The organism is Carnobacterium sp. GW821-FHT04C06, from assembly GCF_059420345.1.
Window position 1 is genome coordinate 335,947 of the sequence record NZ_JBWKTN010000004.1, and the last position, 23,267, is coordinate 359,213.

Sequence of the window (23,267 nt, forward strand, 5' to 3'; positions counted from 1 at the left end):
AAACTACTAAAAAAGAAAGATAAAATTCATTCCAGCTAAAGGAATAAGTCTTATCTTTCTTTTTTAATAGTCCATTGATTCATTTTCATTTGTATTCAATAGCAACCCATCTAATTGGATTTCTATCGATGTTACCTCTTTAACATTATAAAAATTTTCACTAATCGCTTCTTGAATTTCATTAGTTGTAAATGCTATTGGAAAGACTAATAATTTATAAATTTTACGTTCTTTCAGTTCATTTGTCAGAAATTCAATCGCATATATAGATACCTCTTCCCAGTATTTTTTATTAACTATCACTAAATATCCCCCATTCCACTCGCTTCTTCCCCATACAATAAATTCCCTGCTAAAACTGTATATAGTTCTTCTAAATAAAGCATATTAGGATCATCTCCACCAAAATCATTTCCCCCACTATTTAGCGTAAGTACTAATGTATTTTGATTTAATAATGGATCTACCTTATTGGTCACATTTTTAAATTGTTTTTTATTTTTATTTAATAATATTGGGACTTTTCCATTTGGTGGTGATGTCGAATAGGACCGTTTTGTACTTCCTTCTACTTTTTGATCTGGAGTGTAAACTGGCGGAACAGGCTCTACATTCACTGTTGGATTAAATGGATCTACTGGTTTTGTTTCAAATGCAGAGTTGTCAACCTCATATAAATAGCCACTCTCTTCTGCATGAGCAACAGTCGGAGTATCCAATACTAGTACTTTAAAGGAAAATAAACACCCAAATAATAAACACGTTTTAGCATACGGCGTTGGTTTAAAATAGTTCAAGTGGAATACCTCCTTTTTTTAGTGGCTTTTTGCCTTTTGCAGTTGCAATACATCTACCAAAGTTTGCCCAATCTCCTGCGGTTGGTGGCGCACTCCACACAATGACTTTCGTGTCTTGATGAAGCCCACTGATTGGATAATCACAAAGCAAAATATCAATATCTTCTGTTAATTGATGACTGATTTCAATGTTAATAAAATCAAATGTTTGAATGTTTCGATAAATAAATTGATTGTAATTTTTACCCAATGAGAAATCAATGCATACTTTTACAGGATATGAAAAAAAGGATGGTGGCAACACATTGATCAGCAAGAAAATATAATGATTGGATAAATAAACATCATTTTGGTTAATCAAATAAAATTTTTTCGATTTCGATGCTTTTTGGATAAAATGGCGACAAAATTCTAATACCTCTGGGTAATTTTCTTCAATAAATCGCGTTCGGACTGGAACATCTAGTTCTGTTTGTAAACAATTAAAATTTAAAACAGGGTAATGGATTTTTACCAGTTCATTAATTAATTCTTCCTTAAAAAAAGTTTCATCAAGATTTCCAAATTGTTTTTGAAACTCTGTGATAAAGAAGTTCGTTAAACTATCTAGTTCTTGATTTTCCAATTCAAGAGGAAACTCGTCTAGACTTTCAATAAATAATACCAGTAAATCAATTTCATTGTGACTTACTTTTTCATTAAATACTTCTTGATACGTTTCCTTCAAAATATCTTCAAAAGAATCACTTTCTAAACCCGTTATCGTAGCCGGTGCATTTTTTACAAATTGCTCATTTTCAATTCGGATTCGACAAATACTAATAAAATAAAGTAATTTGGTCGTGCTTGTTTGAGTCATATAAATATCCATTTTAGTTTCAATCAATTTGATAAAACGCATACTTTGTTCCTTTAATGTTGTCGAAAAAGGGTAATCGTCCATGCCATAGACTGAAGTATACAAGTTGTTTATATAGGTTCGAATCGCAATTTCATCTCCAACTAATTTAAATCGTGATGAAAGTTTTATTCCAAGTTTTTCAAGTTTGGCTTTAAGTTGATTTACTTTAGAGTAAACTTTTGTACGACTCGTGTAAAAGAGATCTGCATAATCACTGGAGTTTGTAAACATGTCCTCAAACACATCCTGAATGATTTGGAATCCTAAAGATTCCTTTACATAAAGATTTTTCAATGTATCTGTAGAAAAACTGCTATTTTTTTTTAACTGAACAACTTGATTTAATTTTTGAATCTGAAGTTGTTCATCTAATTGATACTTAAGAATATCTTGTTTTAACTCTTCATAGGTATTCAATAAAATAAATTCAGACACACCCATTTTTTCTTTTAAATCTGAAATCGACACTTTTTGTTGGAAACTTTCTTCAATTGTATGAATTAAGAGTAGTTTACGGACATCTGTTTTAGATAAAAAACTATTCATCCCTCTCCACTCTCCTTTCATTACCTAATTTGTTTTTTATGTTATTTATAATGACTGAAAAGAAACCCCAATATTGCTTAAAATTGGAATTTCTTTACCTTATTATTTTTTGGGTATCTGGTCTTTTGACGGACGTTTTTTACGACGAACATTTTTTCTATTTCGTGCCGCTTCCAGTCTTCGACGCTCTTCTTGTTTTTTTCTGTTACGTCTTATAATAAAGAAAATTAAAAATAGTGCAATTAAAATCAATAAAATACCAATTAAAATATAAACCCATGTCCAATCTTTTTTAATTGAAACATCCTGACTATTGTATTTTTTCGCATCTGTTTCGCTAATTGTAAAATCTTTTGTGAAACTCCATTTTCCTTCTTTTGCTTGTGCATTTAATTTTAACGTGTATTTTCCCGCTTTTAATTTTTCTCCATTTAATGAGATTGGATAATTAAAATTAGAATTAGGTGCCATTTGCATGTTCTTTTTTGAACTTGTGTAAAGTGCTGTACTTTCATTTTTTTTCGTAATCGTTGCTTCTACATCTAGACTATTGATGTAATCAGATTTTACGTTATGCAAATTTGCATTGATTACGTTACGTGCATTCACTTGTGAAGGAACAACATCATTTAATTCTAATTTTGCTTCAACAGGTTGATCATTTTGGTTTAATAATAAGGCTACTACATAGGCATATTTATTTTGAATGGCTAGCCCTTGTGTATCTGACGAAGTATTCGAATCACTTTTAGAGTTATCTTTTTCTTTAATTGTGATACCTCCAGCTAATATACCATCAAAAGTACGATCTGGCATTTTAATTGTGATAGGCAATTTTATTTCTTGATTCGCTGGTATCGTAACTTCCGATGCAACGCTGACAATTTCTTTTAAATCAATTGGCAAGGTTGAATCTTTTTTGGCCTTTGTTGCTCCGTATTCTACAACGCCATTTAAATTGGTTGTTGCTGAATTCACGCTTGGTTCTACTGTTACGTCTTTCGTTGTGTCATTTCGTAATTTTAATTCAACGACTTGTTCACTTTTAGGGGCTACTCTTAAATCAAAAAAAGTTTTCGTTTTATCTCGCTGATTATCTGGAATAATGGATTCCACAGCAAAATTTAGTTCAGAAGCTTTTCCAATTATAGGAGCTTGACTTAAGGCACTCAAAAGCAGGCACATGCTTAAAAAAATCAGGCTTATTTTTCGTTTTGTCATAATAATAAACTCCTTCTTAGAAATGAACTGAAAAGCATCCACAATAAAGCGATGCTTTTCAACTTATTTCATGTTTGATTAATTTGTTGGAATATCAGCTAATGTCCAAGTTACTTCTGCTGCATATTCTTCTGCATATTTCGTTGTAGATCCTGGTACTGATAAGGTTACGCTTGTGTCTTTTGTTGTATCGTCACCAAAACGATAAACCCATGTTCCAGCTCCTTCATCTGCTTTAGCTGCCATAATCTCTTGACTTACCCCTTCACCGTCAGCATTTATTGATAAATTTAATTTTTGACCTGTTGCATTTAAAACAGAAGGTACTTTTGAAGTTGAAGCTGAAACGGCTTCACCATTTGCAATGGAAATTAAAGCGCCATCTAATTTATTTTTACTGGTTGCGGATGTTAATTGTGTTTCTTGCTTCACTTGAATAGTCCAGCCTTTTGCGCCACCACGTTTATCTGTTACTTGCAAGTAGTTAGGACGTAATGTTCCATCTGATAGCATTTGCGCTTTTGCATTGTAAACTTCATCTTTTGTTGTAATTTTTTGTTTATCAAAGCCAAATGAAGAAGCAAAATCAATACTTAATGGGCCAGCTGTTCCTGGATTTGGATCTGTTCCATCTGGATTAGTTGGAGTTACTTCACTACCTGGATTAGTTGGATCAGTTGGTGGTGTAACAGAAGTATCTTGTTCAAAGGTTACTTTCGCATTTGATTTATACGTGCCTGCTGTTGCTGCACTTACAACATTTCCTCCAATTGTTAAAGCTAATAAAATTGTTGCGCTAAGTGTCATTATTTTTTTATTCATGTGTAAATCTCCCTTTTTTTAAATTTTTTATTTTTATTTGCTTGGTACGTCGCTCAATGTCCATGTTAAGTTTGTTGTATATTTAACAGCATCTTTTGGTGTTGTTCCTGGGATGGATAGCGTAATAGCTTTATTCTTCTTAACTGTTTCACCCTCCACTTGGGTATCTTCCAATGTTCCAAAAACATTTAACCAAGTTAATGCTCCTTGCCCTACTTTAGCACTCATTACTTCAGAAGCTGCTCCAGCTGAATCTAGAATCACGTCGCTAACTGTTGGTGCCACAACATTTGTTGTATTGCTTACCGCTGCTCCCCCTGTTAAAGATAAAACAGAACCAGTCAACTCTTTATTGGTCGTTGTTTCATTTTTTAATTGACCTTCTTGTTTAACTGTCAATGTCCAACCACCGTTATTCCCACGGGTATCTGTAACTTGCACGTAATTAGCTCTTACAGTCCCATCTTTTAATTTTTGTGGTTCTGCAAAGTAAACGGCATCTTTATTCGTAATTTTATTGCTTCCAAAGCTTAAGCTTGAAGCGTAATCAATACTTAAGGGACCTGCTGTCCCTGGATCTGGATCAGTTCCATCTGGGTTAGTCGGTGTTACTTCCTTGCCTGGATTTTCTGGATCTGTTGGTGGAGTAACTGTATTATTTGGAACAAATTCTACTGACCCTTTTGACTGATAAGTTCCACCATCTGCAGCGTTTGCTACTGTTGAAAAGCTGACAGCTGTTGCTAATAACACCGCACTTGTCATTATTTTAGTTAATTTCATTTTTAAATCCCCCTATTTTGTTTTTTTGATACAATTGATAACTTCCCACAAAAACAATCATTCCTATTATAAAATAAGATGGTGTTGATTGTTCCCCTGTTTGCGGAAAATTTGTTCGGACTGTCTCTCTATTTTTTAATTCTTTTGTATCTGTTGATTGAGTCTCTTTTGGTTTTTCATATTCTCCGTAAAAGCTGATATCCCCAGTTGTAGTATGGCTCTTCTGACTTACCTCTGCACTAGCTTCCATAAATGAAGAGAAACTGAATAATGCAATCATCAAAAGAAGACATGTCCCTCTTTTTTTATTCATCGTTCCCCTCCTATGGTGTGTCTTGCAAGGTCCACTCGATTGAACCCGTATAGGATTCTGGATAAGTAGTTCCTGTCTTGATATCTAAAGCTAAACCATCGCCATTTGGCAGCCAATTATCTGTAATCGAGATGGGCTTGCTATCAGTATTTGTTTGTTGGTAAATAATAATTGAAGAGGTTCCCAATATAGCTTTTTGACCTTTATTCGTGTACTGAACAGCTGTAGGCAAAGTTTTATTACTTGTACTTGTTAATACTTGATCCATCTTCGCACTCAATGTCCATGATCCTTTGATTGAACGCGTATCTTGTACGGTTAAACTACCAGTTAGAGATTGTAGAGGATAGTTTTTATCAACAGCTGGTATCTTTAAGTTTTCACCAAAATCCAAATCTGTCGGTGCTGAAACAAAAGCTAATTTTCCATCTACAATTTCGGTTTTTGTCGTATTTGATTTGACCGGATTAGCTACCCAATTATTTGTATAGCTTCCACTAGCTTCGCCTACTGTTGTGATTGTACTTGCTAGTGGCGCATCCTCTTTAACTGTTGCTTGATAGCTCATCGTTACATTCTCATTCCATGGAATTTGATCTGCTTCAGTAATTGTGGCATTTACAGATTTAGTAGAATCATCGTAAGATACCTGACCTACTGATGTTCCATCTGCTCTATTTAAAGAGAAGGTTCCAACATCGATTAATGCATCGTCAATTGGTACTGTAATCGTTAAGTCTTTATAGAATACACTTGGCGTCACACTCGTTAATTGACTGTCTAACACTGTTTTCACTTTAAGAACTTCTGTCAATGCCGCTTTTTCAGCAGAACTTCCATCCATCTTTGTAACAGTTTGAGTTAATTTGAAGCGATTTTGTTGATAAATGAACAGAACTTCTTGGGTCTGATCTTCAATAACCCCTGTTGCATTTCCTTGGGTACGCACGTATAGATAACCATTTAAATCAATTGGTTTTTCATTGTAGCTATTTCCAATATCGTCTACAATCGTTTTATCTTCTGCAAGTTTATTGCCTTCTTCATCTTGGTAATGGAACACGACGGTTCCCGTTCCAGGTGTGACGTCAACTTGGATTTCTTTTTGAACATTGCCAAGCGTCAACATGACTGGGTATGTTCCTACTGCTTGTTTCATTTTAGAAGTATCAATTGTAAGAGCACTTAAATCAGTCAATTCGTTGCCCGTTGCTAATTCCCAAGCTTGCACGGCTGATTCTTTTTGAATAAAGGCTTTCAATTCTGCTTCTGTTTGTGGATATTGTGGCAGTTTAAAAGTGATATTATGGGCTTTTAACGCTGTTGTATCTGAAACAACCGTGTCTTCATCTTTAATGAAGATAGGTATTTTTATAGCTGTTTTATTTCCTGCTTTATCAGTTAGAATAACCTCATACATCGGTAATACGGGGCCAGATTGATTCATATCGGGTTGAGGAATCGTTCCAGCAGATACAGTAACTCCTGCTCCTGTTGTCCCATCTGATTTGTCTTTAATGTCTTTAACAAATTTTGTGACATCACTTGGAAATGCACTGCCTTTTTCTAAAACTTGGATAATCGCAGTGCCTTCAGGAGGTGTTACATCTTCTACCGTAACAGGAGCGGATACTTTGGTTTTAAAATCTAAATTGGCTGTTGCGGTTACTGAGGTGTATGGCTTGATAAACCCATCAGGAATCGGAATACTATATACCCCATCTGTTCCAGCATAACCTGTTAAAGTTTTTTTAACACCAACCTCAGTATAATCAATGTAGACTTTAGAATTTTTTGTCGCTGTACCAGTTATTGTACTCTGTGCATCTGTAATTGGATCTAATGTAACGTCTATAGTCCCTAATGAAATCACTTTTGCAGTTCCCAGATTGAAATCTGTTGCATTCATTCCTGCATTTGTCGAATTGATAACAGTTGAACTGCTTCCGTTCGTTGTAACATCTGTTACTACGTTTGACCGATCTGGCATGGACCAGCTAAACAATGGCAAATCATCACGATCACCAGTACCTGCAACTCTCCAGTAATTTACGATTGGTGCATTAATGTGCATTTTTCCAGAGGAATTTCCGGATCCTTGCCAAGCAAACATTTGTTGCGAGGTTTTATTGTAAAGTAAAACACTTAGTGGATCATCAAAGTTTAAGTTTGTTCCAGCGTAGGCACTTTCAAAGCGCGCAAAATTCCCACTTCCGCCAGTTGCTTTCATCACTAGTCGGGCACCCTTGGCTACATTTAAGTCTTCTGTTAAACGCAATACCGGTTGATCTCCACCTGTTTTTTCAAACTCGACATTTGCATTCTCTCCAACGTGTAAATATTGCCCTGGATTATTACGAAACAATCCGTTATTAGTTGTTATTTTAACGTTGGCGTTTTGTTCAATATCCATCTTAATTGGATTTGATCCGTCACGATAAAACATACCATTCCCTTTAGAATCAATTACAACATTTGAATTTGCTTTGACTGTAAAAGAGTTCTCTGACCCGCCTGATAATCCTAACCAAAACATACTGTCGGAATTTGATGTATGATTAATTGTGATATTACCATCCATAATAACGTTTCTTGCTTCAGCTACCTCTTGATTTGGTGCTGAGGTACTTTGAACACGAGCAATGTAAATACTTGTATCCCCTAAATACTTCGTGATTCCGTTAACATTATGCGTAATTTGTGGACCTTGATAATCAACATTTGTATAGGATAAACTTACTTCTCTTGTATTGTCTTGTACATTCAAAGGACCATAATAATTGCGTCCAATAATTTTCATATCCTCTAAACCATAATCTTTTGGATCTGAATTTCCATTGCTTACATAGATATTATCGGTTCCCCCACCAGTTCCATTATTTTCTGTTAGGGTGTGTATTTCTCCTGTTGAGGGATTTTTCCCAGAAATTCGTAAATAAGGCTTACCATTTGGAATTTGAATGCTTTGATTTAAATTGATATCATTCCCAAAATAAATCTGAGTAATACTTAAATCTTTGATTGCGGTACTTAACTCTGTTGCATTCGTAACAACTGACGTTCCAACTGCTAGAGCAGAGGTTTCCTGAGCCTTTTCTATGCTTCTGGCACTTACAACTGATGAGCTTGGTTCATCCGATGAAGTGGCCGATTCTTCGATTCCTACCGCTTGAATAGAAAGTATTTCTGATTCATTTAATTGATTGTTTACACTTTTTTGAGCAGTTATTTCGTAATGTCCAATATTTTTTGAAATTAAAGAAATGGGCAGTTCTTTTTGCTCTGCTGCAATCCAATCAATTTCTATATTTCTTGTATTTGAATCAAATGAAATCGTTGCTACTTTTTTTCCATCGTTCAATTGATTTGTACCAACTTCGTCAAACTCAATCCCTAAGGGCAAATAAATAACTGTTTTTGATACTTGTTTAATAGGTTCCGTTGTTGTTACCTCAAGTTGTTCAGAATCCGTATCTACTGTTTTTTCACTTTCAAGATCCTCACTGTCACTCGTCGCATTTGTCGCACCAGTATCTGTAACATTCACGATAAAAGGACTATTAACAGTAACTTCATTTTTAGAAGTCGTTAGTTTCAACCCTGAATCTGCTAAAATTGAGATTTTTTGATTTTCTATACTGTAATAATAAATTCCGCCTAATAGGATAGTACCTACTACAAAAGGAACTCCTAACAATTTAATATAACGCTTTACTTTTTTTATGTTTTTCTTACTTCCCAATTTAAATTCCCCCTTCCTTATATATTTCAATATTTGTAAAATTAATTCCCCCTATTTATAAAGATATTTTGCAAAATAAATAAAATCTAACTTTCATTTTTTTAATAATTATTAATTTTTTCAGCTCGCTCTTAATAATAGTATCAAAAAAATAACAAAATAAAACAAATATGCGTTCATATTTCTTTGCTATATTTCCAATTTTTTGGTAAAAAATGGGCTAAATCCTATTGAAATAAACATTTACAAGTTTTATTGATAACGTTATTTAACTCGTTTTATTCTTCGTTAAATTAAAAAATACCGTTAATCATTTCCAATTAAGACAAAAAAATAGTTCCCCTTTCAGGAACTATTTTTTTTCATTTATTCATTAAGAATAGATGATACGTACTCTTATAAGTTACTTATTTGTAAAATGAATCACTGCATCTTTTAAAAATTGAGTGCCTCCTTGGCCAACGCGATTATCATAGTAAGAAACAAATCGTGGGTCTGCCAGGTACAGATTCACTAATCCTACATGGGCTTTAGTAGAATAGGTCGTCCATGTATAAGATAACCATTCTTTATGCATTCTAGCTAGTTTTTGTGACTCTATGCTGCTCACATTTTTTGTGTTCATCGCTTTTTTTAATTGTACAAAAATGGCTTCTTCTAACTCTTCAAAAGCTTGGAATTTTTCTTGATTCATGTTTAACATCTTTTGATTTGAGTCAGTGACTTGATTTGTTCCATAAAGAGCTCTACTTTCTGTACCATATTGATCTTCGTTTTTTCGAACTCGTTCTCTTTTCAACCCTTCAAATTTTTCTATATTCGTCATACTACCAGACCCTTCTTTTGTCATAAGTGTTTTTTCAACAGTATCAATTAGCTTACTCAATTGTTGTTGCTGAATTAATAATGCTTGATGATGGCTTCTTAATGTTTTTATCTCATCAAAATCAGGATTATCCATGATTGCTTTTATATCTTCTAAAGATAACCCAAATTTGAGGTAAACTAGGATTTGTTGCAGTCGATCTACTTCATTTTGAGCATAAATTCGGTACCCTGATGAATTAATTCGAGCTGGCTTCAATAACTTAATTTCATCATAAAATCGTAATGTTCGACTACTGATACCAGCTAATTCACTTATTTTTTTAATAGTATATTCCATTTTTCTCCTCCTAACTACATTTAAGATACACCCTTACGTAACGTTAAACTCAAGCACTTTAAAAAAATAGCCAAGAAATGAACATTTCTTGGCTACCAAATTTAAAAACGCAATTCATTTTTTTTTAAAATACTAATCATCCAGCCAAGTACTAAGCCGACTATTGCTGGCAATACCCAGCCCATTCCAATATCAAATAACGGTAAGTAGGTCGTATAAAAAGATAAAATACCTTGTGCAATTCCCGTTTCTCTGATACTTTCAGGCATCGCATTTAATCCATCTGCAAAACTAACAAAAATGGTGAAAATGGTTGTTAAGACATAGACAATTTGGCGATTTTTAAACAGTGGTGAGAGCAATCCTAATAAAATCAAGGTAATTGCTAATGGGTATAAAAACATCAAGACAGGAATAGACAGCGTGATGATATTGGTTAAGCCGACATTTGCAATACCGCATGCTAATAGCGTAAAAGCTACAACAAACTGCTTATAACTTAGGAATTTAGGAAACATCTCATGGAACGTCTCTGAACAAGCAGAAATTAACCCAATGGCTGTTTTCAAGCACGCAACCGTTACAATAATAGCTAACAAAATACTGCCAAATGATCCAAAGTAATAGTCCGCAATTTGAGCCAAAGCTACACCGCCATTGTCTGACAGCTTAAATTTACCAACACTCATAGCTCCAATATACGTTAAACTTCCATAAATGATTCCCATTAAAATCAAACTAACTGTTCCCGATTTCAACGTATCAAGTGCGATATTTCGTGGATTGTGAACCCCCAAGCCTTTGATTGTTTGAACAACAATGATTCCAAAAGCAAGAGATGCTAACGCATCCATGGTATTGTAACCTTCAGTAAATCCTTTAAAGAAAGGATTTGTTACATAAGCTCCATGAACATCAGCTGCTTGAATACTTCCCATCGGTTTGATAAAAGCCGTCACAATCAAAACCCCTAAAAAGACTAAAAATAATGGGTTTAAAATTTTCCCTACATACATCAAAATCTTGGTAGGTTTCATTGAAAATATAAGTGCAACACCAAAGAAAATAATTGTAAAAATAATTAATCCAAGTGAATGATAGCTTGATGAAATAAAAGGTGCAATCCCAATTTCGTAGGAAACTGTTCCAGTTCTTGGCAGTGCAAAGAATGGCCCTATTGTTAAATAAAGTAACACAGTCATACACATGCCATACAGTGGGTGTACCCGACTTGCTAAATCAAATAATCCATCACTCTTTGAAACTCCAATCGCTACAACCCCTAGAAACGGCAACCCGATTCCAGTAATTAAAAACCCAAGTGTTGCAGGTCCAACATTGACTCCTGCTTCTTGCCCTAAATGCACTGGAAAAATTAAATTTCCAGCTCCAAAAAATAATCCAAACAACATTGATCCTATAAATATATAAGATGATAATGACAATCGTTTATCCATCCAAACTCTCCCTATTTCAGATTTAAAAAAATACTCTTAACCAATGGTAGCCTGTTTAAAAAAAAATCGCAAGTGAATTTGTAACTTTCCTCTTTTTTTAAGTCCTACTCTTTCAATCCCCTTTTTGCTATACTTACTATAAAGGAATCAAACGAAAGGGCGTGTTTTGGTGGCAAATATCAAAGATATTGCAAAAGCTGCAGGTGTTTCTTCAGCAACCGTGTCTCGTGTAATTAATCAAAATGGTTATGTGAGTGAAGAAACGCGAAAAAAAGTCGAGTTGGTTATCCAGCAATTAGATTATGTTCCAAACCTAAATGCCGTTTATTTAAAAAAAGGAGCTACAAAAACCCTTGGCATTGTTGCTCCTTATTTTTCAGATTCTTTAACTGTTTTTTTACGAGGTTTTACTCTTTCTGCCCAAAAAGAAGGATACAATGTCACTTTATTTATGACTGGTGACGATAAACAAAAAGAGCTAGATGCTTTTGAAATGCTTCGTCGCAAGCAATTAGATGGTCTTTTACTGCTCATTCGTTTAAATGATTGGAAACAATTAGAGCCTTTCACAAAATATGGTCCCATCGTGACTTGGCAACGTGTAGAGTCTGATCATATTCCTTCCGTCTTTATGAACCACTACGACGGTTATATGTTAGGCTTAGAGCATCTTTATGCCACTGGTTGCCGAAATATTGTGAATTTATATGGCAGTACAAGTGGCTTAAACACTAAAAGTCGCATGAAAGCCTATCTTGATTTTTGTGAAAAATATCAACTCAATCCTAATCTTCAACCTCAGTTTAAAGGATTGAATTCAAGCGAGGATGGAGAAAAAGTGGCCCATTGGTGGAAAGAACAATCCACTAAACCAGATGGCTTTGCAACAAGCTCTGACGCCGTTGCAGCTGGTTTAATTACCGAAGCCAAACGGCTAGGTGTGCGAGTTCCTGATGCTTTTTCAGTTGTTGGCTTTGATAATATTGAAATTGCCCGTCTCTTAGATATTACAACGATTGATTACCCCATTGAAAAACAAGCTCAAAATGCGTTTACTCTTATTTTCAATCAATTAACTCATCGTGAAAACCCATTAATACCATTAGATTTCCATTTAATCAAACGACATACAACAAAATAAAGCAGCGTGGCAAAAGTTCGCAACGCTGCTTTATTTTTTTACGCATATTCAGAAAATTTCTTTTCCAAAACAACTTGAATCACTGAAAATAAACTACATATTCCCCAGTAAATCAATGCGACTAAAATATACATTGTCATATAATCAAACTCTCGTCCACCAACAATTTTAGCTTGTTGAAAAATCTCCGGTACTGTAATCATCGCTGCTAATGAGGTTCCCTTAATCAAGTCCAATAAAACATTGCTTAGAGGTCCTACGGCTGTTCTTAGCGCTTGTGGAAGGATAATCTTACGCATAATGAAAAAATGCGTTAACCCTAATGCATAGGACGCTTCCCATTGCCCTTTATCGATACTATTTAAACAGGCTCTAAAAATCTCAGCAATATACGCTGAACTATTCAAACTAAAACCAATTAATGCTGCTGTAATCGCTGAAAATTGAATTCCAATGAAAGGCAACCCAAAATACAATAGAAATAAAAAAACAATCATGGGTGTTCCTCGCATAAAAGAAATGTAAAGCCTCGCGATAAAATTTAGCACTTTAATAGAAGACATTCGCATCAGCGCTAAAAAGAATCCCAAAATCAAGCCTACAATCATGCTAAAAACCGCAATGAACACCGTATAACCTAATCCTGTTAAAACAAAGGGTAAACTATCTAACGCTAATTCAGGATTAAAAATAGCTCTCCATTGAATGTCCCTCATGATTAAAACTCCTAGTCTACTTTTATTTCTTCTGTAATTTTAACATCTGTCTTTTTAGAAACATCTGCTCCGCCAAAATACTTCTCTGATAGTTTTGTCAGTGTCCCGTCTTTTTGCATTGCGCTTAATTGTTCATCTACTTTTGCTTTTAATTCTGTGTCATTCTTTTTCATCACTAACCCAATACTTGTTGGTTTGTAGTAAATTTCTGGAATCATCACTGGAATTTCAGGCATAGCTTCCACAGTCATTTTTTGTAAATAGTAGTCATTTAAGATCACATCCGTACGACCATTAGCCACATCCGATAAATATTGATCATTGGTCACATTATCATAAATAACCGGCTCTGCTCCATACTTTTTAGAAATATCCATGTAAACAGTCGTTGCTGCTCCAGCTGATTTTTTACCTTTTAAATCCTTTAATGAATGAATCCCAGATTGATCTGATTTACGTACAATCATACTGCCAAATGAATATTTGATTGGTTCTGAAAAATCAAATTTCTTCTCACGACTTTTTGTGATTTCAACATCACTTGCTGTAATATCCACTTGTCCATTATTAACTGCAGCGAACATTCCATCTGCTCCAATTTCAGAGTATTCCACTTTCAAGTTCAACCGTTTGCCCACTTCATTCATTGTATCAACAACATATCCTGTTAACTCATTTGTTTTTTTATCATGAAAAGAAGTTGGGTAAAGCGTTCCTGGAGTAGCTACTTTAAGTGTTCCAGCTTTTTCAATTTTCGCCCATTTCTTGGCACTTTCAGTATTTTGTGTTGCCTCTTCTTTATTTTTTGTTCCATTACATCCTGCTACTATAACTGCTAGCATAATCACTAAAGCAGCAATCCATTTTTGTTTTCTTTTATTCACTATCAAAACTCCTTTTTCTTTATTCGCGCCTGTTTTAATAGCGCTTCAAAGAATATAACAGTAGGTAGAAACTGTGTCAATTTGTAGTATGTTTTTGATAAATTTATTTCTTTCTTATGTCTCTCTCAACTAGAGTTTATCAGGCTTTCCTTATTCTTTTAAAATACAATATTGTTTTTTTGAAACAAAAAAAGGATAGAGAATTCCTCTATCCTTTAATAACTCCGACTATAATCAACTACATTTTTTGGCAAACTCTCTTTTCCTATATATGCCGTCAAGTTTTCTAGAAAAATCGCTCCTAAACGTTTTTTAAAATGTTCTGCGATTCCACTAATATGAGGCGTAATCAATACCTCTGGCATCTTCCACAACGGAGAATCGCTTGCTAAAGGTTCTTCTTCAAAGACGTCCAACCCTGCAAATGCAATATTGTTTGATTTAATCGCTTGGATCAAATCATTCGTTTTTACAGACGCACCTCGACCTACATTGATAAATAGCGTATGCTTTTTCATTTGATTAAAGAGTTTTTCGTTATAAAAACCATTTGTTTCATCTGTTAAAGGTAAACTATTAACCACGATATCTGTCTTAGGCAATTCTACCGTAATCTCCGTTTGCCTGATAACCGTATCCATATACTTAACTTGGCGTCCGCTACGATTAACCCCAATCGTCTCCATTCCAAAAGCTTTGGCAAGACGTCCTACTTCAAAACCAATCTTTCCAGTTCCTACAATCATAATCGTTTTTCCTTGTAATTCAATTAAACGAGTGACTTGATCCCACATCGCATCTTTTTGGTCTTCACTTGCTTTTTTGATACCTCTTGTATAGAATAATAGCATCCCAAAAACAGATTCCGCTATTGGTATCCCGTGAATCCCACTACCGTTTGTTAAGGTAATACCGTGCTTTTGAAATAAGTCTAAATCTAAATAATCTACACCAGCCGAGCTTGCTTGTATCCATCTTAATTGAGGAAGTTTATTTTCTGATATTAGCTCCGTTAGTTCTTTTTTCCAACCGTAAATAATCTCAACAACCGCTAACATTTCTTGAGGATCTTGATCGGTGATCAACTCGAACTCAGGAGCACGTTCTTTCATTTCGGAAAGTTGCTCTGCGGTAGTATCTTGTATCAGCCAAATGGCTTTTTTCATTCTAATCACTCCATTTCAACTTCTATTATCTCATGACTTATTTTTAGTTGAAAGGGATATGATTTTATCAAAAAAAGAACTTGCAAAAAAAACAAGTTCTTTTTCTTCTTATTTAGTTGAAGGTTTTGTTTCTCTAACAGTAAAAGCTGGCAATACTTGTTGTATTTGCTCACGTTGTGGTTCATACCATTCAGGTAGCATCAAGCTTTCTCCCATTGTTTCAGGTGATTCATCATGAGCGAATCCTGGTGTATCTGTCGCAATTTCAAAAAGAATTTCACCTTTTTCTCTAAAATAGATAGCTTCAAAGTAATTCCGGTCTTGGACTGGTGTAACTTGGTAACCATCCTCACTCAGTACTTGCTTCCATTCAAGTTGGTCTGAGGCATCTTTTGCTCGAAATGCTATATGATGAACAGTTCCACTTCCCATCGTCCCTCTTTCAGCAACTTTTTTCAAAACTTCAATCGTATTTCCAATTTCACTAGTTGATTTAAAACGAAGATGGGTTTCATTTTCAGCTATTTTTTCTAAGCCCATCGTGTTTTCTAACAACTCTCCAGTACGTTCTGGTCTTCTAGAGTTCAGCGTTGCTCCTGCAAAGCCGATAATGGCTACTTCTTGAGCAACACCATTGAAATTCCATTGATTGAGTTGTGAACTTTCTCTTTCGACAATTTCTAATTTTAACCCATGAGGATCGCTAAAAGTTAAATAACTTTCATCAAAACGAACTTCTTTATGTGTTTCTATTTGATAAGCATGTAATCGATTTTCCCAAAAAGTCAAACTATTTTTAGGAACCATAAATGAAATAACCTCTACCTGCCCAGCACCTTTTTTTCCATTATAGGCATTTGGCCAAGGGAAGAACGTTAAAATAGATCCTGGATTTGCTCCATCATCTCCAAAATATAAATGATAGGTTTGTGGATCGTCAAAATTAATCGTTTTTTTAACTAAGCGCAACCCTAAAACACTAGCATAAAAATCGACATTTTCTTGTGGATTTCCAACAATTGCCGTAATGTGATGAATTCCTAAACTTTTTTTCATTTTATTTCATCCTCCCATTGCTCCATTTTAATCACTTGAATAGTTGGTTTCGTTTGTTTGTTTTTTAGCGCTACTGGCGTAACATCTGCTCCTGTGGAATCATAAACGGTTGTATTTAATAGAATATCGTCCAAACTGCCACGAAATAGGCTTAAATACATTTGGCGTAGTTCTACTTGTCGTTCTTTTTCGGCAGATGATAATCCTTCTTTTTTTGATTTGTTCGCTAATTGGTTGATTTGCATTAATAATTGTTCCATTTCGTCACCTCTTTTAATTAATGAAACGAGTTAAAACGTTCTAATTCATTTCTTAGTTTTATTCTAACACTTTACTTACTTTTTGTAAACTGCTTATTTATAATAAATAACAATAATTTAACAAATACTTAATAATTTTTTCATAATCATTTAAAAAGAATTGTTTCCCCTTCGTTTTAAGCTTATGATAAATTGGTTATAACTATCATATTTTTGAGAAGAAGGGATGTTTGCTTTAATGAAAGAAGAAAAAAAGTTAAGGTGGTATAATGTTGCCCTAATCGCCTTTGTTTCAGTTTGGGGACTAGGTAATGTTGTAAACAACTACGCGAATCAAGGCGTTTCCGTTATTACATCATGGATTTTAATTATGCTCCTTTATTTTGTACCTTATGCCTTAATCGTTGGTCAACTTGGCTCCACTTTTAAAGATGGAAACGGTGGCGTTAGTACATGGATTAAAGAAACGACAACGAAGCGCTTAGCTTATTACGCTGCTTGGACCTATTGGGTCGTGCATATTCCATACTTAGCACAAAAACCACAAGGAATTTTGATTGCCTTAGGTTGGGCCGTACGTGGAAATGGAAACTTAGTAAATGTAACACCCGCTTTACAAGTGTCATTGATTAGTTTAGTCATTTTCTTATTTTTCTTATGGGTTTCTTCTAAAGGATTAACAACATTAAAACGTATTGGTAGTATTGCAGGTATGTCAATGTTTGTTATGTCATTATTATTTATTCTCTTAGCGGTTACTGCTCCAGCGATTACAGGTGCTTCTTTTGCAACACCTAATATGGGAGACATTAAAACCTATTTACCAACTTTTAACTTCGCTTACTTTACAACGATTTCAATGCTTGTCTTCGCTGTTGGTGGTGCAGAAAAAATTTCTCCTTATGTAAACAACACTAAAAATCCAGCTAAAGAATTTCCAAAAGGAATGCTAGCTCTTGCTGCAATGGTAGCCATTTGTGCGTTACTTGGTTCATTTGCAATGGGGATGATTTTTGATAGTAACAATATTCCAAAGGATTTAATGGCCAATGGAGCATATGTCGCTTTCCAAAAATTAGGTGTCTATTATAATGTAGGAAACTTCTTTATGATTCTTTATGCAATTGCTAATACGTTAGCGCAAATTTCAGCTTTAGCCTTTTCAATCGATGCTCCACTTAAGATTTTATTAGGTGACGCTGACGAAGAATTTATTCCTCGTAAACTTGCTAAATTAAACAGCAAAGGAACGCCAGTAAATGGATACGCTATGACAGGAATTTTAGTTAGTATCTTGATCGTTGTTCCAGCAATCGGAATTGGCAATATGAACGAACTATACAACTGGTTGTTAAACTTAAACTCAGTTGTAATGCCTCTAAGATATCTATGGGTATTCTTAGCTTATATGATGTTAAATAAATTACACAAAAACTTTACGTCTGAATATAAATTTGTTAAAAATCCAAAAGTCGGTTTCTTAATTGGGGCATGGTGTTTCTTATTTACTGCTTTCGCCTGTATCTTAGGAATGGTACCAAAAACAGATTTCGATGCAAATCCATCTGCTTGGTATTTCCAATTAAGCTTAAATATTGTTACACCAATCATTTTTGTTGCACTGGGAATGATCTTGCCAGCAATTGCTAAAAGAGAATTTGCTAAAAAATAAAAACGACTAAATAGCTAGCTTATCTCATAAAAAGATAAGCTAGCTATTTTTTTGTTGTGTTTATTTTATAAGATACTGTATCCTAATGTTTTGATGTCACGGTTAAACATTCGAACAGTGTCTAAAGAAAGTTCATTTAAATCCATGCCAATCATCGACATTTTGTTAATAATTTCTGGTGTACATGTAATGATATCAGCTCCTGCTTCTTGGGCTTGGAAAATATTTAATACTTCCCTTGAGCTTGCCCAAAGCAATTCCGTTCCTGGTTTTGTATGACATTCTTTTGCTGATGCCTTCATTAATGGCATTGGATCTACTCCAGTATCAGCTGCTCTTCCTGCAAAAACGGAAACAATATTCGTTGTTCCTTCTTTAAATGCTGCCACCGTTTCTTCGACTTGTTGAATCGTTAAAATTGCTGTTACATTTAAGGATAGCCCTTTTTCAGAAAGCTTTTTAATTAACGGTACTGCAGACTCTCCTTTTGTATTTGTAATTGGAATTTTTACATACACATTTTTCCCAAAGCTTGCAATTTTTTCGGCTTCTTTTTCCATCGTTTCAAAATCATCGGCAAATACTTCAAAAGAAATCGGCAAATCTGTAATTTTTTCTAGTGCTGCTTTTGCAAAATCTGTATAACTTGTAATCCCTGCTTTTTTCATCAAAGAAGGATTCGTTGTAAAACCAGTAATTTTACCCGTTTCATAAGCGGCTACCATTTTATCAATTTCTGCTCCGTCTGCGTATACTTTTATTGTTAATTCTTGTGTCATTTAAATCGCTCCTTCTTATTTTATTTATTCTTGGTCCATTTCAACATTGTTAATCGCAATTTTTGATGGTCGAATAATACTTGGTAAAATTAGAACAACTACCAAAATACCGACTAATCCATAAATTCCAAATGTTCCCATAAATTCGCCTACTTTTCCGAGAGTAATGCCAATCACGCCAAAGTCAATGTCACCAAAAGTGGTGTTGCTAAATCCTAAACTACCTAAAACGGGTAATAACAATGCGGGTAGGAAAGCTAAGCCTAAACCATTTACGAAAGCGCCTAAGACTGCACCACGACGTCCACCAGTAGCATTTCCATACACGCCGGCTGTTGCTCCACAGAAGAAATGAGGAACTAAACCTGGAATAATCAACACGCTTCCTGCAAATCCTAAAATAAACATTCCTAATAAGCCTCCGATAAAGCTGCTCACAAATCCTAGAATAACCGCTGTTGGAGCATATGGGAAGAATACCGCGCAATCTACTGCTGGCACTGCATTTGGGATAATTTTCGTAGCAATTCCTTGGAAAGCTGGAATCAAATCGGCTAAAATCATTCGTACACCGGCATAAACGATGGTAACGCCCACTGCAAATTGCAAGCCACAAATAATTGCATATAGATACGGCGACTTACCGTCAGACAATGTTTCAACAAAACTAGAACCTGCCGCAATTGCCGCAATCAAGTAAAAAATGACCATTGTCAATGCTGTTGAAATCGTCGTATTTCGCAAGAAACTCCATTTTTCAGGTACTTTAATGTCTTCTGTACTTCGACTGCCTTTTCCAACTAATTTCCCAATCGAACCTGCAACAAAGTAACCTAAGCTGCCAAAGTGACCAATTGCGACTTCATCACCATCGGTTACTTGTAACGTGAATTTTTGATTGATAGCTGGTGAAATAGCACTCCAAGCACCTAAGAAAAAGCCTCCAACTAAAATCATTTGCCACCCACTAAAACCAACTGCTCCTAGCACGGCTGAAAGTAAACACGCCATAAAGAAACTATGATGCCCGGTTAAAAACACATATTTGTAGCGCGTAAAACGAGCAATCAACAAGTTAAAGATTAGTCCAAATACTAAGATTGTCATCGTTTCAACGCCAAGCAAATCCTGAGCTACTGAAGTAATCGCTTCGTTATTAGGCACAACGCCTTTAATATGGAATCCTGCCTCAATCATTTTCGATAACGGTTCAAGATTAGATGAAATGACCCCTGCTCCTGCTGCTAACATTAAATATCCTAAAATGGGGCCAAGAGTTCCAGTTAATACCTTATGTGCGGGTGATTTAAGCGAAATCAATCCTACCATTGCCATCAAGCCCATTAAAATAGCCGGCTCGCTTAATACATCTTTTAAAAATTCTAATACTGCCATTTACTACCCCTACCTTCTTTTTTAGTTGTTATTCATTTCAATTAAAGTCGGCAATACATCTTCTATAATTTTCTTTTTATTCATATAACTTCTAGTAAAAACAACTTTTTGGCCATTTTTAAAAATATCGGCAAATTCCTTAACCGTTACAAACAAATCAGCATCTTTTCCTGTTGCAGCATTAGAATCAATTGATTCTGCATCAATTGCAATGCCATTTTCTTTTGCTATTTCTTCTATTTTTAGTTTCAACATTAAACTGCTTCCAATCCCATTTCCACAAACTGTTACGACTTTAATCATCTTAAGCACTCCCTATTGTTTTTCAATTATTTGTTTTATTTTTTTATACATTGTTGTAGGATCCTTGGTTTCAATCAAGGCATCAATTTTTTCTTCGTCTTCCAGTATTTCTGACAGCTGTTTTAGCGCTGTTAAATGCCCCACGCTATCAACTGCTGCTAGCACAAAAATCAACTGAACTTGGCGATCGTCGTCTTGTTCTTCTCCTAAGTTAAAATCGACTGCCGTCTCCAAATGAAGCAAACTAATGCCTAGTTCTTTGACACCATCCTCAGGTCTGGAATGCGGTACTGCTGTTTTTGGTGCCAACACAATGTAAGCTCCCATGTCATGAACATTGTCAATCATTGAGGTAATGTATTGGTCTGTAATGTACCCTGCTTCCCTCAAGGGTTTTGCTGCTAATGCAATGGCATCTTGCCACTCCAACTTTTGATCACTAAATTGAATAAATCGTTCTTCTAATAATTCTGTCAAAACTTTTCCTCCCGATAATTGATTTAACCCAGCGCCATATATTGAACGAGACAAGGCTTCATAAAGTTCTTTTTCATGATGAATCGTAGCATTTCTAGCAATAATTTTAATTAAATTAGAAACTTCAATCGATTTGTTCACAGCCTCAATTGCAAAATCATCAAACACTTTACGTTTTAAAATCTCTTGCTCTACGTAATTCAACATGGGGGTTGAAAGATATAATTTTTTCGTCGTGTGAAAGTAAGTCGTTGAAAAAACCATATCGTATTCCTGCTCATTAATTTGCTTTGCTTGCTTCAAATCATGAATTCGATTAAATTGAATCATTGGAAACAATTCTTCTAGTTGATGGTTCATGATTAAAGATGAACTGATGCCATTCGGACAAATCGACAACGCTTTTAAAGTTCGAGAAATCGGCTGATTCCGTTTTAATTGCCCGCCAAAATGAATCGTAAAATATGCCAGTTCATTTGCTGGAATAGGTTTATTTAATAGCTCCTCAAAAGGCAATAGTCCTTTTGAAACTAAATAATAAAGTTCCTCATATTCCGTCATGATTTGCTTTGCATAAGGATTTTCTAAATGAATATCAAACAATATCCGAAAATATGCAGGCACCAAATGTTCATATAAGCTCAATTGCAATTCTTTTTTATCCGCAAAATTATTGCCTGTAATCATTTGAACACGATTGATGATATCGTACGTTACTTTCAGTAAAGTCTCATCCTTATAAAACTGTTGCGTTCCTTGTAAAGCACTTAATAAATGTACTGTAACGAAAATGGCTTCATTTTCTGATTCATCTTGAAAAAATTCAATGGCTAGTTTTTCGCCTAGTTCATAGAGCGGCTGGCTTTGAATGAAATGTCGCTCCACTTCCGAAAATAACGGTTCATTCACAGACTCTCTCTCTATTAAAAAACACAATAGAAATAAAAATTCTTTTATTCTTTCAGATACAAATTCAACTTTATAGCTTTTTGCCATTTGATACAGTCTTTCACTGATTGAATCGATGGGAAACGTTATCTGCCAGTTGTTAAAAATCAGCTGAATCATCCATTCTCCAATTGAAAGTTGTAAAAGCTTCCCAAGAGAATATTCGGCTAATTTTCTGATGTCCATTTCTGTCCCTTGAAAATCATAACCCTCGCTTCTTGAATAATTAAAAGCAACTTTATTTGTCTGACACAACTGCCTTACTTTTTTTAAATCTAAAATGACAGAACTTTTACTTAACTGCATTAAGTCTTGATAATGGCTGTGGGAAATAGGTTCTTTTTTGATAAATGTATAGAGAATAATTAAATAAATACGCTCTTCTTGCATCAAAACATCGCGATGATTCAATTGCTTTTGTTCGTTGCTCCACTCCCTTTTTAGCCCCTCTGGAATCTTAATCTTTCCTTGTACTAATTGAATCGTAGGTAATTGAAGATTGGAAAGTTCCATATTGGCTTGCTGAATTTCATAGTGTGCTTTTTTCTTAGAGATTGACTGCTTTCTGGAAAAAGCGTTAACTGATACATGATCATGTTCCATTAATGAATCAATAAACGTAACGATTTCATTTGTTAACATGCTTGCCCTCCTCTTATCCTTAGAGTATAATAAAACGCTTTCATATTCTATCTTAATTGAGACTTAATTGGTAGCCACCTT

General features: G+C 34.8%; 21 protein-coding genes. 2 read left to right on the forward strand and 19 right to left on the reverse strand.

Annotated elements, in window-relative coordinates:
* Positions 1–63 precede the first annotated feature (63 nt).
* From AC07SW_RS09040 to brnQ, 10 genes are all read right to left on the reverse strand, one after another.
* Positions 64–303: a hypothetical protein gene (locus AC07SW_RS09040; RefSeq protein WP_311908776.1), complete on the reverse strand. Its 240-nt coding sequence runs from the start codon at positions 301–303 to the stop codon at positions 64–66.
* Positions 303–797 carry a hypothetical protein gene (locus AC07SW_RS09045; protein ID WP_463684840.1) on the reverse strand — a complete coding sequence of 165 codons (495 nt, stop codon included), beginning with the start codon at positions 795–797 and terminating at the stop codon, positions 303–305. Before AC07SW_RS09045 ends, AC07SW_RS09040 begins: the two co-directional genes overlap by 1 nt.
* Positions 784–2,244 carry an AcpB/EbpR/MafR family transcriptional regulator gene (locus AC07SW_RS09050; RefSeq protein ID WP_494632708.1) on the reverse strand — a complete coding sequence of 487 codons (1,461 nt, stop codon included), beginning with the start codon at positions 2,242–2,244 and terminating at the stop codon, positions 784–786. Before AC07SW_RS09050 ends, AC07SW_RS09045 begins: the two co-directional genes overlap by 14 nt.
* Before the next feature lie 102 nt (positions 2,245–2,346).
* Positions 2,347–3,465: a WxLIP family cell surface protein gene (locus AC07SW_RS09055; RefSeq protein ID WP_119908592.1), complete on the reverse strand. Its 1,119-nt coding sequence runs from the start codon at positions 3,463–3,465 to the stop codon at positions 2,347–2,349.
* Between the two features lie 78 nt (positions 3,466–3,543).
* Positions 3,544–4,287, reverse strand: a complete 744-nt coding sequence (locus AC07SW_RS09060; protein WP_135023107.1) for a WxL domain-containing protein — start codon at positions 4,285–4,287, stop codon at positions 3,544–3,546.
* A gap of 33 nt (positions 4,288–4,320) precedes the next feature.
* Entirely contained in the window at positions 4,321–5,070 is a 750-nt protein-coding gene (locus AC07SW_RS09065) for a WxL domain-containing protein (RefSeq protein ID WP_135023108.1), read from the reverse strand.
* A complete protein-coding gene (locus AC07SW_RS09070; protein ID WP_034568199.1) occupies positions 5,057–5,383 on the reverse strand; it encodes an LPXTG cell wall anchor domain-containing protein in 327 nt (108 codons plus the stop codon). Before AC07SW_RS09070 ends, AC07SW_RS09065 begins: the two co-directional genes overlap by 14 nt.
* Before the next feature lie 10 nt (positions 5,384–5,393).
* Positions 5,394–9,125, reverse strand: coding sequence for a MucBP domain-containing protein (locus AC07SW_RS09075; protein WP_494632710.1), 3,732 nt, complete (start codon positions 9,123–9,125; stop codon positions 5,394–5,396).
* Between the two features lie 403 nt (positions 9,126–9,528).
* On the reverse strand, positions 9,529–10,290 hold the full coding sequence (locus tag AC07SW_RS09080) for a MerR family transcriptional regulator (RefSeq protein ID WP_494632711.1): 762 nt from the start codon (positions 10,288–10,290) through the stop codon (positions 9,529–9,531).
* A gap of 101 nt (positions 10,291–10,391) precedes the next feature.
* Positions 10,392–11,747: a branched-chain amino acid transport system II carrier protein gene (gene brnQ, locus AC07SW_RS09085; protein WP_494632712.1), complete on the reverse strand. Its 1,356-nt coding sequence runs from the start codon at positions 11,745–11,747 to the stop codon at positions 10,392–10,394.
* A 169-nt stretch (positions 11,748–11,916) separates the two neighbouring features.
* On the opposite strand from brnQ, the gene AC07SW_RS09090 reads away from it, so the two are divergent.
* Positions 11,917–12,888, forward strand: a complete 972-nt coding sequence (locus tag AC07SW_RS09090) for a LacI family DNA-binding transcriptional regulator (protein WP_119908596.1) — start codon at positions 11,917–11,919, stop codon at positions 12,886–12,888.
* Positions 12,889–12,926: 38 nt separating this feature from the next.
* Here AC07SW_RS09090 and AC07SW_RS09095 read toward each other — a convergent pair whose 3' ends face one another.
* From AC07SW_RS09095 to AC07SW_RS09115, 5 genes are all read right to left on the reverse strand, one after another.
* Positions 12,927–13,604, reverse strand: coding sequence for an amino acid ABC transporter permease (locus AC07SW_RS09095; RefSeq protein ID WP_119908597.1), 678 nt, complete (start codon positions 13,602–13,604; stop codon positions 12,927–12,929).
* A gap of 11 nt (positions 13,605–13,615) precedes the next feature.
* A complete protein-coding gene (locus AC07SW_RS09100) occupies positions 13,616–14,446 on the reverse strand; it encodes a transporter substrate-binding domain-containing protein (RefSeq protein WP_051915728.1) in 831 nt (276 codons plus the stop codon).
* A 257-nt stretch (positions 14,447–14,703) separates the two neighbouring features.
* Entirely contained in the window at positions 14,704–15,654 is a 951-nt protein-coding gene (locus AC07SW_RS09105; RefSeq protein ID WP_494632714.1) for a phosphoglycerate dehydrogenase, read from the reverse strand.
* A 108-nt stretch (positions 15,655–15,762) separates the two neighbouring features.
* A complete protein-coding gene (locus AC07SW_RS09110) occupies positions 15,763–16,710 on the reverse strand; it encodes a ring-cleaving dioxygenase (protein WP_135023112.1) in 948 nt (315 codons plus the stop codon).
* Positions 16,707–16,970 (reverse strand): DUF896 domain-containing protein, encoded by a 264-nt coding sequence (locus AC07SW_RS09115; RefSeq protein WP_135018267.1) that lies wholly within the window; start codon positions 16,968–16,970, stop codon positions 16,707–16,709. The genes AC07SW_RS09110 and AC07SW_RS09115 overlap by 4 nt, the downstream gene beginning before the upstream one ends.
* A gap of 238 nt (positions 16,971–17,208) precedes the next feature.
* Here AC07SW_RS09115 and AC07SW_RS09120 point away from each other — a divergent pair, with 238 nt between their 5' ends.
* Complete coding sequence (locus AC07SW_RS09120; protein WP_034573313.1) at positions 17,209–18,642, forward strand: amino acid permease; 1,434 nt, start codon at positions 17,209–17,211, stop codon at positions 18,640–18,642.
* A 65-nt stretch (positions 18,643–18,707) separates the two neighbouring features.
* On the opposite strand, the gene AC07SW_RS09125 is transcribed toward AC07SW_RS09120, so the two are convergent.
* Genes AC07SW_RS09125 through AC07SW_RS09140 form a run of 4 tightly spaced genes read right to left on the reverse strand, consistent with a single transcriptional unit; the run spans position 18,708 to position 23,186 of the window.
* Positions 18,708–19,421 carry a transaldolase gene (locus AC07SW_RS09125; protein ID WP_119908602.1) on the reverse strand — a complete coding sequence of 238 codons (714 nt, stop codon included), beginning with the start codon at positions 19,419–19,421 and terminating at the stop codon, positions 18,708–18,710.
* A gap of 24 nt (positions 19,422–19,445) precedes the next feature.
* Positions 19,446–20,816, reverse strand: coding sequence for a PTS ascorbate transporter subunit IIC (ulaA, locus tag AC07SW_RS09130; protein ID WP_034568189.1), 1,371 nt, complete (start codon positions 20,814–20,816; stop codon positions 19,446–19,448).
* 21 nt (positions 20,817–20,837) lie between these two features.
* Complete coding sequence (locus AC07SW_RS09135) at positions 20,838–21,119, reverse strand: PTS sugar transporter subunit IIB (protein ID WP_034568188.1); 282 nt, start codon at positions 21,117–21,119, stop codon at positions 20,838–20,840.
* Positions 21,120–21,131: 12 nt separating this feature from the next.
* A complete protein-coding gene (locus AC07SW_RS09140; RefSeq protein WP_311779825.1) occupies positions 21,132–23,186 on the reverse strand; it encodes a BglG family transcription antiterminator in 2,055 nt (684 codons plus the stop codon).
* Positions 23,187–23,267: the final 81 nt, after the last annotated feature.